This window comes from Oscillatoria salina IIICB1, assembly GCF_020144665.1.
Classification (GTDB): domain Bacteria; phylum Cyanobacteriota; class Cyanobacteriia; order Cyanobacteriales; family SIO1D9; genus IIICB1.
The window spans coordinates 46,907-62,134 of the sequence record NZ_JAAHBQ010000028.1 but is presented as its reverse complement, the minus strand read 5'-3'; the positions used below and the strand labels follow the sequence as shown (position 1 = coordinate 62,134).

The 15,228-nt window shown below is 40.5% G+C and carries 15 protein-coding genes; 8 read left to right on the top strand and 7 right to left on the bottom strand.

The features are described 5' to 3' along the window. Positions 1 to 164: 164 nt before the first annotated feature. The 3 genes from ggt to G3T18_RS10370 all read left to right on the top strand — a co-directional run bounded on the left by ggt (position 165) and on the right by G3T18_RS10370 (position 4,589). Positions 165 to 1,709, top strand: a complete 1,545-nt coding sequence (ggt, locus tag G3T18_RS10380; RefSeq protein WP_224410479.1) for a gamma-glutamyltransferase — start codon at positions 165 to 167, stop codon at positions 1,707 to 1,709. A gap of 472 nt (positions 1,710 to 2,181) precedes the next feature. Then, positions 2,182 to 3,474, top strand: a complete 1,293-nt coding sequence (locus G3T18_RS10375; protein ID WP_224410478.1) for a pentapeptide repeat-containing protein — start codon at positions 2,182 to 2,184, stop codon at positions 3,472 to 3,474. A gap of 74 nt (positions 3,475 to 3,548) precedes the next feature. Continuing rightward, complete coding sequence (locus tag G3T18_RS10370) at positions 3,549 to 4,589, top strand: glycosyltransferase family 2 protein (RefSeq protein WP_224410477.1); 1,041 nt, start codon at positions 3,549 to 3,551, stop codon at positions 4,587 to 4,589. Positions 4,590 to 4,624: 35 nt separating this feature from the next. Here G3T18_RS10370 and G3T18_RS10365 read toward each other — a convergent pair whose 3' ends face one another. Then, a complete protein-coding gene (locus tag G3T18_RS10365; RefSeq protein ID WP_224410476.1) occupies positions 4,625 to 5,068 on the bottom strand; it encodes a retroviral-like aspartic protease family protein in 444 nt (147 codons plus the stop codon). A 260-nt stretch (positions 5,069 to 5,328) separates the two neighbouring features. Here G3T18_RS10365 and G3T18_RS10360 point away from each other — a divergent pair, with 260 nt between their 5' ends. Continuing rightward, on the top strand, positions 5,329 to 6,570 hold the full coding sequence (locus G3T18_RS10360) for a Rid family detoxifying hydrolase (protein WP_224410475.1): 1,242 nt from the start codon (positions 5,329 to 5,331) through the stop codon (positions 6,568 to 6,570). Between the two features lie 7 nt (positions 6,571 to 6,577). Here G3T18_RS10360 and G3T18_RS10355 read toward each other — a convergent pair whose 3' ends face one another. From G3T18_RS10355 to G3T18_RS10345, 3 genes are read right to left on the bottom strand one after another with little or no spacing between them, the layout of a single operon-like run. Continuing rightward, positions 6,578 to 6,799 carry a DUF2283 domain-containing protein gene (locus G3T18_RS10355; protein ID WP_224410474.1) on the bottom strand — a complete coding sequence of 74 codons (222 nt, stop codon included), beginning with the start codon at positions 6,797 to 6,799 and terminating at the stop codon, positions 6,578 to 6,580. Further along, on the bottom strand, positions 6,786 to 7,136 hold the full coding sequence (locus G3T18_RS10350; protein ID WP_224410473.1) for a hypothetical protein: 351 nt from the start codon (positions 7,134 to 7,136) through the stop codon (positions 6,786 to 6,788). Before G3T18_RS10350 ends, G3T18_RS10355 begins: the two co-directional genes overlap by 14 nt. A gap of 20 nt (positions 7,137 to 7,156) precedes the next feature. After that, positions 7,157 to 8,143, bottom strand: a complete 987-nt coding sequence (locus G3T18_RS10345; RefSeq protein WP_224410472.1) for a Gfo/Idh/MocA family protein — start codon at positions 8,141 to 8,143, stop codon at positions 7,157 to 7,159. A 447-nt stretch (positions 8,144 to 8,590) separates the two neighbouring features. Between G3T18_RS10345 and G3T18_RS10340 the strand changes: the two genes are divergently transcribed. Beyond that, complete coding sequence (locus G3T18_RS10340) at positions 8,591 to 8,890, top strand: ferredoxin (protein WP_224410471.1); 300 nt, start codon at positions 8,591 to 8,593, stop codon at positions 8,888 to 8,890. Between the two features lie 141 nt (positions 8,891 to 9,031). On the opposite strand, the gene G3T18_RS25875 is transcribed toward G3T18_RS10340, so the two are convergent. Then, a complete protein-coding gene (locus G3T18_RS25875; RefSeq protein WP_224410484.1) occupies positions 9,032 to 9,262 on the bottom strand; it encodes a zinc ribbon domain-containing protein in 231 nt (76 codons plus the stop codon). A gap of 215 nt (positions 9,263 to 9,477) precedes the next feature. On the opposite strand from G3T18_RS25875, the gene G3T18_RS10330 reads away from it, so the two are divergent. Beyond that, the gene (locus tag G3T18_RS10330) at positions 9,478 to 10,041 is read left to right on the top strand and encodes a general stress protein (protein ID WP_224410470.1); all 564 of its coding nucleotides are present in this window, start codon (positions 9,478 to 9,480) and stop codon (positions 10,039 to 10,041) included. Positions 10,042 to 10,153: 112 nt separating this feature from the next. Next, positions 10,154 to 11,158, top strand: coding sequence for a DUF389 domain-containing protein (locus G3T18_RS10325; protein ID WP_224410469.1), 1,005 nt, complete (start codon positions 10,154 to 10,156; stop codon positions 11,156 to 11,158). A 4-nt stretch (positions 11,159 to 11,162) separates the two neighbouring features. On the opposite strand, the gene G3T18_RS10320 is transcribed toward G3T18_RS10325, so the two are convergent. Together G3T18_RS10320 and G3T18_RS10315 are read right to left on the bottom strand one after the other, a co-directional pair. Beyond that, a complete protein-coding gene (locus G3T18_RS10320) occupies positions 11,163 to 11,963 on the bottom strand; it encodes a tryptophan-rich sensory protein (RefSeq protein WP_224410468.1) in 801 nt (266 codons plus the stop codon). A gap of 272 nt (positions 11,964 to 12,235) precedes the next feature. Next, the gene (locus G3T18_RS10315) at positions 12,236 to 12,631 is read right to left on the bottom strand and encodes a response regulator (protein WP_224410467.1); all 396 of its coding nucleotides are present in this window, start codon (positions 12,629 to 12,631) and stop codon (positions 12,236 to 12,238) included. A 153-nt stretch (positions 12,632 to 12,784) separates the two neighbouring features. Here G3T18_RS10315 and G3T18_RS10310 point away from each other — a divergent pair, with 153 nt between their 5' ends. After that, positions 12,785 to 15,172 (top strand): NACHT domain-containing protein, encoded by a 2,388-nt coding sequence (locus G3T18_RS10310; RefSeq protein ID WP_224410466.1) that lies wholly within the window; start codon positions 12,785 to 12,787, stop codon positions 15,170 to 15,172. The last annotated feature ends 56 nt before the right edge of the window (positions 15,173 to 15,228 follow it).

Sequence of the window (15,228 nt, the reverse complement as noted above, 5' to 3'; positions counted from 1 at the left end):
CAACCGCAAGTCTTTTGCTTGCCAGTCCAGTTTGCCAGCCTAGCAAGCCAAATTCAAGCTAAACTAGGTACGGACAAGAACTAGCATCTTGCAGCTTTCAGTGATTTACAGAGGTTAATTCGCCGATAATCGCCAAGACGTTTAAACTGACAATTTCTTCTTAGATGATACCAAAAATGCAGGGCGCGATCGCCGCAGGACATGAAAAAACTGCCGCAGCCGGACGAGAAATGTTTACCCTTGGTGGTAATGCTTTTGATGCTGCGGTAGCGGCGATGTTAGCTTCTTTTGTCGTCGAACCTGTTTTAACTTCTGCTGCTGGGGGCGGTTTTTTCTTAGCACATACTCACGATAATCGCAACCTTCTTTTTGATTTTTTTAGTCAAACTCCTCGTCGCAAAAAGCCTTTATCTGACCTTGATTTTTATCCGATCGAACTTGATTTTGGCGACGAAACCCAAATTTTTCACGTCGGCTTGGGTTCGATGGCTGTTCCTGGTAATATTGCTGGGGTTTTTGAGGTACATCAACAATTAGGTAAGTTGCCTTTTCATGTAGTTGTTGAACCTGCTATCCATTACGCTCAAAATGGCGTAGAATTAAGTAATTTTTCTTCTTTTTGTTTGAACTTACTCAAGCCCATTTTTCTATCTAATTCGGAAACTAAAAAAATCGCTGCTCCTAATGGGAAATTTTTACAAGCTGGCGAACTTTTAGTGATGAAAGATTTTGCTGCTACTTTGACTGAGTTAGCTAATCGAGGTGTGAAAGAATTTTATCAGGGAGAAATTGCTCATCAGTTAGTCAAAGATTGTCAAGATAAAGGAGGATATCTCACTCTCGAAGATTTGCAAAATTATCGGGTAATTGTCCGTCAACCTTTACAAATTAATTATCGTTCTCGCGTCCTTTTAACTAATCCTCCTCCTAGTTCTGGCGGTATCCTAATTGCTTTTGCTTTAAAACTTTTAAACAATTTTAATTTACCACAAATTGAGTTTGGTTGCCAGGAACATTTACAAATTTTAGCAGAAGTAATGCGAGTAACTAATTTAGCGAGAAAAAAGGGTTGCGATCCCTATATCGATCGAGCAGATATTGCCGAGATTTTTTTAGGAGACGAACAAATCAATAGCTATCAGCAAGAGTTAAATAAATTAGGAAGTACAACTCAAATTAGCACGATTGATAGCGAAGGAAATGCAGCGAGTGTCACTACTTCTAATGGCGAAGGTTCGGCTTATGTAATACCGGGAACGGGTATCATGGTTAATAATATGCTTGGAGAAGCAGATTTAAACCCTCATGGATTCCATCAATGGGAGTGCGATCGCCGAATTTCTTCGATGATGTCACCGACAATTGTTCTTAACGAAGGTAAGCCGGAAATTGTTTTGGGTTCGGGTGGTTCAAATCGGATTAGAACTGCTATTTTACAGGTTATTTCTAATTTAATTGATTATCAAATGTCGCTGGAAGCGGCGGTAAGTAGTCCGAGGGTTCATTGGGAAAATAATATTTTTAGTGTTGAACCACCGTTGCTAGCAGAAATAGTCAAAAACTTGGCTTTCGGTGAAGAAACTGAATTGGTTTTCTGGCAAAATAAAAATATGTTTTTTGGTGGAGTTCATGCAGTGAAAATGACGGCTGATGGGGAGATTGAAGGGGCTGGCGATCGACGTCGCGAAGGTTTTTGGTTAAAGAGTTAAGAATTTAAGAAACCACCGATAAACGCAGATAAACGCGGATGATTTATCGGCAGAAAATTTTAATTAGTCGTAATAGCAGGCAAGATGCCCGCACTACATGGTTGAATATTAGAGAAACAATTTTTTTCACAAGTAATTAGCAGATGGCTATTTTTTCTTGCTTGTAAAAATATTGGTAAACATCATCAAGAAAGCACTGATAGCAATGATTATTGCTAGTCCAACGGTAACGAGATTGAGGATTTCGGTGTTATCCATAAAGCAATTGAGTTCATTTATTTTAGGTTAGCAGTAGTGAGGAAGTTTGGAGAGGATTTTGCGATCGCCGTACAGTTGATTTTTCCCTCTTGCTACTGTGACTCGCTACATTCTTGACTCCGGGAAGACTCAGTGAGGGTAGGGAATTCGTTAAGATAATTTGTACTGGATGTAATAGACTTGCTTAAACGCCTGGTTAACTAGACAGAAACAGATGACAACAAAGCCAGATTCAACTCAGTCTCAGGAAACTTCCTCCGATCGCGAAGAGGTTAATGGGGGAACAACTAACGAAGGTAACGGAAACAATACCATAAAAGAATCTTCTGGGAAAGGAGAGCGTCATTTGGCTACTTTACCGCGCAATCAGATTGTACCCAGAGCCAGGACAATTTATTTGCGGGAGCCAGATAATTCTAACTTTTGGCTGATTTTGTGCGCGATCGCTGTTTTATTCCTGGGGTTGTATTTTAATAACTTCTGGGTAGGATTGGCTGGGGCGATCGTCACGTTTTTGATTTCTCTACGGACGATTTCGCCTTCTTTACGTGCTTGGTTGATTAATACCTTAACACCCCAAGCGAGAACGAAATTTATTGGCTTTGTCGGTTTGTTTGTCGCGATCGCGGCGTTATTAAACTACATTGGATTTTATCGCGGGATCAAAGGTTGGCTTGACAGTATAAAATGGGATGAGTTTGGCTCTTGGGCGGATTGGGTAGGCGCGATTGGTCAAATTATGATTGCTGTCCTCGCCGTCTATGTAGCTTGGCGACAATACGTGATATCTAAAGATTTAACGATTCAGCAAAACCGAATTACCCAACAACAAACCATCGACGCTTATTTTCAAGGAATTTCCGAATTAGCCCTCAACGACGAAGGATTACTCGAAGATTGGCCCCAAGAAAGAGCGATCGCCGAAGGACGTACTGCGGCTATTTTCGCTAGCGTTGACGGAGAAGGAAAAGCGAAAATCCTCCGTTTTCTCTCTCAGTCAAGGTTAGTTACTCCTCTACGTCGAGATAATCACCTCGGAAGACCAATTCTCGACGGTTCCGGAAACTACGCTGAAGATCGCGCTTTTGGTGTCAGAGTAATTGACTTAGGTGTTATGTTGGCAGGAGTTGACCTTTCGGGTCAAGATTTACGCTGGACCGATCTCAGCGAAGCTAATTTAGTTCGTGCTAATTTGTCCCGTTGCGACTTAGTAAAAGCCAATTTGAGTCGTACAGTGCTTTATGAAGCTAACCTCGCTGGTACTGATATCAAAAGCACTCGCTTCTACTACGGAGACGTCAAAAACGCCAGTCCTCGCAGTCGCACTACTCCTCCCGATTATGAAACAGGTGCATACACCGGAGCAGTTGTAGAAAAAGTAGATTTCACCAGAGTCCAACGCATGAACGACGAACAACGGTATTATTGCTGTTGTTGGTGTGGTGAAAAATCTAGAGCTACCATTCCCGGTGGTTGTGACGGAATTCCTAATAAGTTAGGTAGATAGTTACTGATTTAGTTTTGGGTTGCCCAATTGATTCGCTAGAGATATATGATAACGGGTATCGATCCGGATTGTTTATGACGGGAATTAATTTATACCCAGTTCCTCAAATTCCATCTTCCTCGCTTCCTAAGTATTCTTTAGTGATTCCGATTTACAACGAAGAAAGTAACATTCGCGAGTTGTATCGGCGACTAAATCGGATAAGCGAGCAATTAGATGGTGTCATCGAAATCATTTTCGTTGATGACGGAAGTCGCGATCGCTCTTTACAATTAATCCGCGATCTACATAAAATCGACTCTCGTGTCTGTTACCTGAGTTTCGCACGTAACTTTGGACATCAAATTGCTGTCACCGCAGGACTGAATTTTGTCCGAGGTCAAGCGATAATTGTTCTCGATGGCGATTTACAAGATCCTCCCGAACTAATTCCTGATTTGATTGATGAATGGGAAGCAGGCTACGATTTAGTTTATGCCCAGCGTAGCAAACGACGCAGAGAAAATCCTGTCAAACGTTTATTTGCTTACTTATTTTATCGCCTCCTCAAGTGTCTCGCTGAAGTAGAAATTCCCCTCGATACCGGAGATTTCTGCTTAATGGATCGAGAAGTAGTTAATGTACTCAATGCTATCCCAGAACGCAATCGTTATTTAAGAGGTTTGCGCGCTTGGGTTGGTTTCTCCCAAACGAAAATTACTTTTGAGCGTCATCCCCGTTTCGCTGGCGATGTCAAGTATACTTTTGGGAAATCATTCTCTCTAGCGATCGATGGTTTAGTCTCTTTTTCTAAAATACCTTTACGACTCGCTACTTATCTCGGTTTATTAGCAGCTTTCATCGCTTTAATTATGGCTTGTTTAGTCTTATATTGGCGCATCGTTGCTCCCGCTTCACCCTTAACAGGCTTTGCAACTATTTTAATTGCAATTTTCTTTCTCGGTGCAGTTCAATTAGTTAGTATTGGCATTTTAGGAGAATATATCGGACGAATTTATGAAGAAGTTAAAGGTAGACCTTTGTATATTCTCTCAGAAATGGCTGGTTTCGAGAAAAGTCTTGCTCCCGAATCAGAAACTACTTCCGAAACAACGCAAATACAACCAGATTCTTGAATAATTAACTTTGTCTACGACGAAACTTGATATCCTTAAAGGATAGTCAAATAAGTTTCCGCAGTAGAATCCGGTAACACCTTCAAAGTTTGATTCTTTAGATCGATTTCTATCCCTAACATTTCCAAAGGAATTACACCTAACAAAACTGTACTTCCTTCCGGAAGTTCTAAACATTCAAATGTTCCTTCTCGTCCCAGTAAAGAAACTTTTGCATCTTCAAATATTCTTGCTTTGCTGATACCCGTGGCTGTTTCTACTACAACTTCTCGCAGCAAACTTAAGCCTAGTTGGGCAATAATATTTTTCGGTAAACATAAAGTGGTTGCTCCTGTATCTACTAGCACGTTATTTAAGGTAACTGAGCGTATTCGATCGGGCGAAATAATGCCGTTTGCTGCATTAGCTTGGTCGATGCGATTGGTAATTTCGATAGTTGTTGTAACTTTGCCCATTGAGGTTTCTTTGGTTGGTTGCATGGTTATATTTTACCTTGATTCGTCACTAATATTTTAACAGATTTTAGGAATTCTTTCGCCAAGACGAAAAGTAAGCTCGCTCAGGTTTTCTTTTAGTTGTACAATGCTTTTTGTGGCGTAGTTACAAAGAATGAAGAGATGATTTTTTCTCGCATACTCCGGAGGAAAACTCGTCAGAGTAGACGCAGAGACGCAAAGGAAGTTCGCTCAGGTTTTCTTTTAGTTGTAAAATGAGATTTTAGAGTGTTGAGAGTTGGCTTATGGATGCACAAGAATTTCTGACAAAATACGCAAATGGTGAAAGAAATTTTCAAAGAGCTAAGTTAGCTGGATTTGATTTGAGAGGTGTTGATTTAATAGGTGTTGATTTAACTGCTGCGGATTTAACTGGTACAATTTTTAAAGGTGCAGATCTAAGTAAAGCTATTTTTACTGGAGCTAAAATTCATAAAGCAGACTTTACCGCAGCAATTTTGATAGAAGCAAATTTTCAGGGAATTAATACTGAAAATCATCAGGTAAACTTCAGTCGTGCCGATCTTGGTAAAGCTAACTTGAGTAAAAGTAATTTTGCTTACAGTATTTTTATTAAGGTAAAGTTAGATTTTGCAAAGTTAAATTATGCAAATTTAAATTCTACAAATTTAGAATTTGCGTCACTTAAACAAGCAGATTTAATTCAATCAAATTTTAATGGTGCAAATTTAAATAAAGCTAATTTAGCAGGAGCAGATTTAACTAGAGCTAGTCTTAATTCGGTCAAATTTCAGGAAGTAAATCTTCAGGGTGCTAAATTAAAGGGAGTGAATTTGACAAGCATGGATTTGTCAGAATTTAATTTAGCAAATGTTGATTTTACTGGCGCTACATTAGAGAATATTAATTTAAGAAAAGCTTGCTTGCGAGGAGCGAATTTAGAAAGAGCGAGTTTGTGTAAGGCTGATTTGATGAATGCTGATTTTACGAAAGCAAATTTACAAAAAGCTGACTTAACTGATGCGAAAACTTATGGAACAATTTTTGAGGATGTCGATTTTACTCGCGCTATAATGCCTGATGGGGAAATTTATTTTTCCGAAGTTGGTGAAGTTGACTCGAAAATAGTTTATAATCAGCAGAAACAAGTTATTTTTACTGAGTTAGCGCCTAAACTAAAAGGGCTAAATAGTCAAGGTATTTCGGCGGATGGTAAATTAATTTTTATTAATGGACAAATTGGGATTGATTTGAGGGTTAATGATATTCTCTATCCTGATGATTTTCAGCGACAAACTGAACAGATGATGGCGAATATTCAAGCTATTTTAAATGCTGCTGGCGCTAGTTTTCAGGATGTGGTGGAAACTAAAGTTTATTTAACTGATATGCAAAATTTTTCTGCTTTTGAGGCAGTGTATGGAAAGTATTTTGATTATGTTAGTGCGCCAACTCGTGCTTGTCTGCAAATTGCTCAACTTCCTCAAAATGCTTTGGTAGCGATGGATTGTGTGGCGGTAATTTAAGTTAATTTTAGGCAGAAAGGTTGAGGATTTTGGCTTGGGTTGATTCTAAAACTATATTTTGGATAAAAGAGTTTGCTTGCATAATTTCTATACCAATTAATTCTCCAGCATCATTGAGTTCAGCAGTAATATTGGGACTAATTTCTACACTAGCTGTTTCTGGTTCCTCAGAGATTGTCAAGTGAAGGATATCTTCTTGTTCAAAATAGGTCATTTTAGTTTGATTCATTAATGATAAACCTCCTATTTCTTAAGCGAAATCGTATTTGTCGCCGTGTGGTAGCGTGAATAGTTACAGGTGCGATCGCATCGCCGCTACTTTCATAAGGAATGATAACTAAGCGATTGTCGTGTTTACCTACAGCAACCATTCTACCTGTTTCTACATCATAGTATCTCTCTCCAGAATATTTAATGATTTCCTCGATTTTGGTGAGATCGAAGTTTCTTAATTTGGCTCGATATCGTATATACTCAGACCAAATAACTGTAGAGATAGAAGGAAGGTTTGACGCTTGAAAGTAAAAATTGAGTTTGATTGGCTCGCCAAAACGAGTTTTGAACAAAGATGTTAGAGACTAAGTTTCTAACTTAATTCAAAGGTTTTACCTGTGGCTGCGGAGATGCGAGCAGCTTCGGCGACTTGTAGGGCATAATGACTAGCATCAGGGGTGACGTATAAAGGTGTACCTTCACATAAATAGTCGAGAACCATAGTAGTATCTTTAGTAAATAAACCCCGCCGATCGCCAACTTCTATAGGTATTTCTGCTTCTCCTCGAATTAATTTACCTTGAGATCCGGCAAAAATCAGTGTTCCATTCTCGCCGTGAATTTCAAAAGTGCGATCGCCTTTCCAAAAAGTTTCTCCTTTACCATAGGTAACTTCAGCAATAATCCCGTTTTCAAAGCGCAGTTGAGCGTTGCACAAACAAGCGCGATAGTAGTCAGCTTCGGTATCCCAAAACCGTGACTGACAGTTGACTGTAGCCACTTTCCCGAATAAATCAGTGAGGCGATGAATCCGAGAAAGTGCGCCACTGAGAGGAAAACCAAACATGGAGTGGTTGTAACTCCAACGTTGGGGAATGGGGCGTTGGGGGTTGATAGTAATGTAGCGTGCAAAGAAAACTGGAGCAATTTCTGGTAAGTTTTGGCGGATGGCTTGGTGCAAACCGCCCAAGAGTTCGATATGTTCGACGTGGAGGAGTTTATTTTTGGTTTGAGCAAGGTTAATTATAGCTTGTGCCTCTTGGGGATCGAGGGCGAGGGGGTATTCCGCGACGACGTGCTTATCAGCTTCAATAGCAGCATGGGCGATCGCGGCGCGATCGCGGTTAATCGTGCAGATGACTACTAAATCTAATTGTGGATCTTGGAGGAGCTCCTGCCAAGATCCTACTGGGGAGGCATTGTAGTTGCTGCTAAATGCTGCAATAGTTTCTGGAGTATGACCAGTAACTGCGACGAGATGCGATCGCCGATCTGCTTGCAATGCTTCTGCGCGTTTAGTTGCGGCATAGCCAGTGCCGACTAAGCCTACTTTTAGCGGTTGTCTGGTTTCGGTATCCATATTTATCACTTACTCTTCAACCATTAAAAGAGAATTTTGCTGTTTAAACCAGATTTTTCAGTTATTTGCTAGCTGGGAGAAATGGTTAAGGCGATCGCTTCCTCGAGGAAAATTTTCCCTGTAAGTACAAATCATCATTTATAACTATAACTATAACTAATACTAATTTATGCGGGTTTTTCGGCAACTCTTGTTTGGCAAGGGTTTAAATGAAACTACTACTATAACTATGTTACGGAGAAGACTTTTTTTCGATCTCGCCTCTACTTAGCCTACAATTAATTTATAAAGATTTCTTATTTTACATTTGATTAAGAATCTCATTTCTAATGCTGCGTCTTTACGAGGTATTTTTCTCGTAGTATCGAAAATGAAGCTTCAAGCAAAAAGCTTAATCCGGCTTCAACAAAAGAAAAACACTGTTCCTTAACCAGAGGAGAAAAACAAATGCCAACCTATAAAGTAACTTTAGTTAACGAAGCTGAAGGTATTAACACCACTATTGATGTACCTGATGACGAGTACATCCTTGACGTTGCAGAAGAACAAGGACTCGATCTACCTTACTCCTGCCGTGCTGGTGCTTGCTCCACCTGTGCAGGTAAACTGTTAGATGGCGAGATCGATCAGTCTGACCAGTCTTTCCTGGATGACGATCAAATGGAAGCAGGATACGTCCTCACTTGTGTTGCCTATCCTCGTTCAGATTGCAAAATCGAAACTCACCAAGAAGAAGCTCTCTACTAAAACTCTTGGTTTAATTCCCAGTCTAGGTATTAGAAAGTCTAGTTTGATATTCACCCCTCCTAGAAGGAGGGTGATTCTTCATGCAACGAGTATACTTGCTGTGACTGAATTTCTCCAGCCACAATAGAGGCAGTATCTCACTCAAGCGTTTTCCATCTCATCGATAGTCTTTTTTGTCTGCCCTACAATACGGAGTCCTTTTTGCAGGACGCTCGTACTGGCAACTACATCCCTGTCTTCATCAAAACCGCAACTAAAGTTGTGAGTGCGATTAGACAGGGATTTTGCCGTGGATTTTCGGCATTTTGGATAGTTCTGGGAAATGTAATGGGGCGGTAGAGCAACGATTATTTTACGAAACTTCTTTCCCAAAAGATTCAATATTGATTGACATAGACAAATGGCGATCGCCAAATAAGAAATAAACCGTCGCGGTTTTCAGCCACCCCTCTGAAGAGAGAAACCAAGGCTATCCTACAGACTGATGAAGATAGCCTAGCAAAATTGACACAATGATCGTGTTAATAAAAGCACAAAAATGATTAATTCTCCCTTTGTGCAAGCAGATATGAGAACAGGAGAATAAAATGGCTATTAAACGCGCAGTTGGAATTTTTGCTACTCGTGAAGATGCACAAGAAGCTCTCATGGAACTTAGAGATGCTGGCTTTAATATGGACAAAGTTTCAGTTATCGCTCAAGATGCCAGTCAATACGAACACATGAGCGGTGCAAATGTCAATAAAACACCTGACGAACAAGCTAAAGGAGGTGCAGCCACAGGTGCGATCGCGGGTACGGCTACGGGAGGTTTATTAGGCTTAATTGGCGGTTTAGGTGTCTTGGCTATTCCTGGAGTCGGTCCGGTGGCTGAAGCTGGTGTAGTTTTGGCTAACACTCTCTTAGGTAGCGGTTTTGGTGCTGCTGGTGGAGGTTTAGCTGGCGCACTCATCGGTTGGGGAATACCGGAAGATCGGGCAAAATACTACGATAATCGAGTTTCTGAAGGTGATTATTTAGTTATCGTCGAAGGAAGCGAAGCGGAAATTACTACTGCTCAAACAATTCTCAACAACCGAGGCATTCGCGATTGGGCAATGTACAATGCACCCGAAACCACCCCTTACAGCCGCAGCATGATGGGGATCTGATCGTTAATAGCCTCAGTAAAATCTCGTAAAAGAATTCCCGAGCTCGACGAAGTGACCTGCCAAAGATAAATTAGCATTGGAGCTATTGCATTTATCAGGGGTATCTATACTAATGCAAAATCTTTGGCATTCGGTCACTAATTATTGGGTGAAAGTAATTCCCATACTCAAGCTGAGGGAATCTCTGGTTAAAGATTCGCAGCTAACTCTCAACTATATCGTTCTGATTGTCAGTTCTTGTTTAATCGCTACTTTCGGACTGATTTTGAATAGTACTGCCGTCATTATCGGTGCGATGATTATTGCACCTCTAATGCTGCCTTTACGGGGATTTTCTTTTGCTACCTTGGAAGGAGATTTAATCCTGCTGCGTAGTAGTTTTTCTTCGATCGCGGCAGGTACTTTGATTGCTTTTATCAGTTCGTCTTTGGTTGGTTTAGTTATTGGGATTCCGGAATTTGGGACAGAAGTTTTAGCACGTACCCAACCGAATTTAGTCGATTTACTGATTGCGATTGTTGCGGGGGGAATTAGTGCTTATGCGAAAATTCGCCCTTCTTTGGGAGATGCTTTACCGGGAACGGCGATCGCTGTTGCCTTGATGCCACCAATTTGCGTCATTGGGCTGACTTTTTCCCAAGGTTTATGGCAATTAAGTTTTGGTGCTTTTTTACTTTATTTTACTAATTTGATTGGCATCAATCTCGCTTGCATTTGTGTTTATGTAATCAGTGGTTATGCTCGAAAAAGTCAACTCGGACGCTCGGTTTCTTGGGGAGTTAGTTTGTTTCTCATTGCTTTGTTAGCAGTACCTTTAGGAGTTAGCTTTATCGATTTGGTTCAGCAAGCTCAAGTTAATGATTCTGTGCGAAGAGTTGTGGCTAATAGTCCTTTATTAACTGAAGAAAATATGCAGCTAACGAAAACAGAAGTTTTTCGCGATACCAATCCACCTTTAATTAAAGTAGATGTTCGCTCTACCCAACCAATTACTCCCGAACAAGTAACTTTGTTTGAAGCGTCCCTGAAGGAAGAATTGGGGGAAACATTTAAAGTAATTTTCGATGTTACTCAATCAAGTCAAGTGGAAGCTGTTACACCTGCTGCGGCTAATTAATTAATCAGTCATTTAGGGGCTTTTCTGCTGATTTAAAGTTATTGCGGCGAGATCGTAATAGCTGGAAAATGAGGAAAATAACTAAGCAGATCGCGACGACTACGGATGTTAGGGCGATCGCCAGTGTCTCCCAATGACGAACTGCGATCGCTACTAGCGCCCAAACTAAGACTAAGCCAAATGCTCGATCTCGCTGTTGTTTAATTACTGTAGCACCAATTATTCCCGCGACGGCTACCATCATCGATGTCCACACTACCGGGCTGATTTCCCAACCATTCCAGTTGACACTCGTTAAAGCGATCGCGACGTTCAAAATTGTTGCTACGCTAATCCAACCTAAATAAATACTAATGGGAATTACCATCAACCATCGCTCCTGACGAGAAAAATTTTTGTCCCCATTTCTTAATTTTAAGTATCCACCAAGTAAAGGTAGCAAAATGGCAATCATAGCCACTAAAGAAATTACAAACCAGCGAGACAAAAAGACAAATACCCAAACAATTTGTGCCCAACTAGCAAACCCTAAACTGTAACCAAGCCGACGCAATTTTTCCTGATGGCGTTGAGCTGGTAAAAACTGATAAACTGCAAAACTAATCAACCCTAAATAAATTACTCCCCAAATAGCAAAAGCATAACTAGCTGGAGTAATTAAAACATCGCCAAATATTTGATTTGATATTTCGCCAATCGTCAAACCTTTAATTGGGGCGAGATTAGCCCAAATATTAATCCCAAAAGCACCGAGGATAGACGTTAAATTAAAGATTTGTCTAACCAAGTCACGGTTGAATTTCATAATTTGCTCTAACTCAATTAAGCCTATTTTAAGCTTAAGTTAGAAAATCATTCTGCTCAAATCCACTGCCCAGAGAAAGAAACCTGTAACTATCATTGCCAACAGACCAAGCTGGAACGCAGATTAAGATAGTATAAGCTAAATCTGCGTTCGCCAGCGTGAATCTGTGATTGACGATTAACATTCGCGATCGCTTTCATCTTGTAGACTTGCACCTTCAGCAAATTTTCCTCCTGGCGGGAACTAAAAAATCTCCAAACTTATTCTTGTAACTATACTGGTACCATCGCGGCAATTTGCGCGAGGAAATCTTGTAGATCGATAACAGGTTTGGGAATATAACCATCAGCACCACTTTGTTGCAAAAATGCTTCGCGATCGCCTTCTCTGGCGTGGGCGGTTACTAAAATAACTGGTAGTCTCGCAGTAGTAGAATCAGCCTTCAACATTTGCGTGATTTTAATCCCATCTACTGGTTTACCCTGATAAAAACTCCTTGCCAGAGAAACATCCATCAAGATAACATCCGCTTGCCCCGATTTGGCGAGTTGGATTACTTCTTCAGGATTTTCGCTGTGTTTGACGGCAAATCCACCTTGCTTAGTGAGAATTTTGGAGAACACTTTAACATTAATTACCTCGTCTTCGACTATTAGGACTGTTTTCATGACAACCTCTCGGTATAATTAATTAGAATTTAAGTAAATTCCAGCATGACAAAGCCAAGTTAGCGTAATGTTTAAGTTAGTGAGAGCAATGTTAAAATGGCGCTAATTTGCAAAAAAAATTAACTAAATTTTACACAAGTTGATTGATTAGCAATGGCAAGGCGATCGCTTAAACTATCAGAATTAGGCAGACAAAAAGCAATCCGAGCATTCCAGCGCACGGAATTAACTCAGCAACAGTTGGCTGAGGAAGTGGGTTGCGTGCGTCAGACTGTAGGAAAATTTTTTGCAGGGAAGCCAGTAGATCAAACAATTTTTAAGGAAATTTGCTTTCGACTCGATTTCGACTGGGAAGAGGTTTTTGAGGAGGAACCCCAAGCGCCAGAACTGCAAAATATCGATACTTTAGTTAATAATATTTGTACCAAACTACGCCTCAGTCTGCAAGATCAGTGCGGCACAATTCGGGTTTTAGATATGTCCCGTCCGATCGAAATTAGCGATATTTACACAGAAGTGAATATCTTAGAAAAAATTCCCCGACGGAAAAATTTGACGATCGCCGAACTCTTACAACAGTTTAGTCCGGAAGCAGAAAACGGCGATCGCCTTGGACTCAATCGACTCAATGAAGAACGTTGTCCTGCGGAAGAAGCGGTGCGGCGTTATCCAAAACTGACAATTCTCGGTAAACCCGGATCGGGAAAAACTACATTTTTAAAATATCTTGCTCTTCAGTGCAGCTATCGCGATTTGCTCGGCGATTTAGTGCCAATTTTTCTGGTAGCGAGACACTTTTCCGAATCAGAAAATCAGCCGAGTTTGAGGGAATATATTATCAAGCTGTTGTTGATTTTTGACGTAAGTGAAGCGCAAACAGCCAAATTACTGAACGAAGGGAGAGCGTTAATTTTAATTGATGGCATCGATGAAGTTAAAGCCGAAGATGTTCTGCGAGTAAATCAGGAAATTCGCAATTTTTATTGTCAATATCACCGCAATCGTTTCGCGATCGCCTGTCGCACCGCAGTACGAAAATCTACTTTAGATAACTTCACGGAAGTAGAAATTGCTGATTTTAGTTACCAGCAAATTGAATCTTTTGTTCAGAAATGGTTTACAGCTAAATATCATACTAATTTGGGTCGTACTGAAAGTCATTGTCATGTAATTTGTTCTCAAGGTGAAGAAATAGATAGTAATCTGGCTTGTCTAACCAAAAAAGGCGACAGCGAAACCGTTTATGAAGCCGAACAATTTTTAGCACAACTGCAAGCAAATCACCGAATTCAGGAACTCGCAACTAATCCCTTGCTACTAACATTGTTGTGTTTAGAATTTGAAGATAATGGTGATTTTCCTAGCGATCGCGCCGAGTTATACGGTTGTGGAATTGCGACTTTAATGAGAAAATGGGATGCGAAACGGGGGATTGTCCGCGATCGCGTTTACCAAAAACTCTCGGTACAGCGTAAGAAAGATTTACTTTCTAATCTCGCACTGATTACTTTCGAGCGTCAAGAATTTCTCTTCAAACAAAAAGACATTGAAAAGTATATTGCTGACTATCTTCGCAATCTCACCGAGAGCGAAACTGACTCTCGTGCTTTACAACTTGACAGTGCCGCCGTCCTTAAATCCATTGAAACACAACACGGGATTTTAGTCGAACGAGCCAGAGGAATTTATTCTTTTTCTCATTTGAGTTTTCAAGAGTATTTTACCGCCCGCAAAATTGTCACCAGTTCCTCTCCCCAAGAATTAGAAAAATCGCTCAACAATTTAGTCGCTCGAATTACCGAAAAAAACTGGCGCGAAATCTTTTTACTGGCAGTAGGAATGTTACCTCAAGCCGATTGTTTATTATTGTTGATGAAAGCAAAAATTGATAATTTGCTAGCCAAAGATGCTTACTTACAGGAATTTTTAACTTGGGTAAATGAAAAAACTCTTACTGTAGAAGTTACTTTTAAAGCCGCCGCAGTCAGAGCATTTTACTTCAATCTTGCCTGTATTCAACAAACTAATCGTAACCCAAAAAATTACCGCAATTGCGAATTAGTACGCGCCCTCGATCGCAACTTATTTATTCTTGTCATGTTGGGTAACATTCGCGCCCTCGATATCGGTTTAGACGAAATCCTCACCTTAGCCTGCGATCGCGCCCAAGATTTGCGTAATACAGATCGTCCCTATGCCTTTCTAGGTGCATTTGCTCTCGCCTGCGATCGCGCCGCCAACTCCAAATTAGGTCAAGCTTTGCAAAAACTTAAACAACAATTACCCGGCGATCGCGAATCTGAAGCCGAATTTCAGCAGTGGTGGCAGCAAAATGGTACAGCTTGGACAAATCAACTCCGAACGATTACCATTAATTATCGCAATATTGGTCACAATTGGCAATTTAGCCCAGAACAAGCACAAGCGCTGAAAAATTACTATGAAGCTAATCAGTTATTAGTAGAGTGCCTCAACAGTGATTGTTATATTACTAGGGAAGTACGCCAAGAAATTGAAGCTACTTTACTCTTAGCAAAATAAATTAGCACTTTGCTGCATAAGATCGAAAGCTTATTTATCTCCACCTAAGTTAGGGT

Bases quoted from the DNA above. Each gene is read 5' to 3' on its own strand.
- ggt (WP_224410479.1), top strand. From the start codon at position 165: ATGATACCAAAAATGCAGGGCGCGATCGCCGCAGGACATGAAAAAACT.
- G3T18_RS10375 (WP_224410478.1), top strand. From the start codon at position 2,182: ATGACAACAAAGCCAGATTCAACTCAGTCTCAGGAAACTTCCTCCGAT.
- G3T18_RS10370 (WP_224410477.1), top strand. From the start codon at position 3,549: ATGACGGGAATTAATTTATACCCAGTTCCTCAAATTCCATCTTCCTCG.
- G3T18_RS10365 (WP_224410476.1), bottom strand. From the start codon at position 5,068: ATGCAACCAACCAAAGAAACCTCAATGGGCAAAGTTACAACAACTATC.
- G3T18_RS10360 (WP_224410475.1), top strand. From the start codon at position 5,329: ATGGATGCACAAGAATTTCTGACAAAATACGCAAATGGTGAAAGAAAT.
- G3T18_RS10355 (WP_224410474.1), bottom strand. From the start codon at position 6,799: ATGAATCAAACTAAAATGACCTATTTTGAACAAGAAGATATCCTTCAC.
- G3T18_RS10345 (WP_224410472.1), bottom strand. From the start codon at position 8,143: ATGGATACCGAAACCAGACAACCGCTAAAAGTAGGCTTAGTCGGCACT.
- G3T18_RS10340 (WP_224410471.1), top strand. From the start codon at position 8,591: ATGCCAACCTATAAAGTAACTTTAGTTAACGAAGCTGAAGGTATTAAC.
- G3T18_RS10330 (WP_224410470.1), top strand. From the start codon at position 9,478: ATGGCTATTAAACGCGCAGTTGGAATTTTTGCTACTCGTGAAGATGCA.
- G3T18_RS10325 (WP_224410469.1), top strand. From the start codon at position 10,154: ATGCAAAATCTTTGGCATTCGGTCACTAATTATTGGGTGAAAGTAATT.
- G3T18_RS10320 (WP_224410468.1), bottom strand. From the start codon at position 11,963: ATGAAATTCAACCGTGACTTGGTTAGACAAATCTTTAATTTAACGTCT.
- G3T18_RS10315 (WP_224410467.1), bottom strand. From the start codon at position 12,631: ATGAAAACAGTCCTAATAGTCGAAGACGAGGTAATTAATGTTAAAGTG.
- G3T18_RS10310 (WP_224410466.1), top strand. From the start codon at position 12,785: ATGGCAAGGCGATCGCTTAAACTATCAGAATTAGGCAGACAAAAAGCA.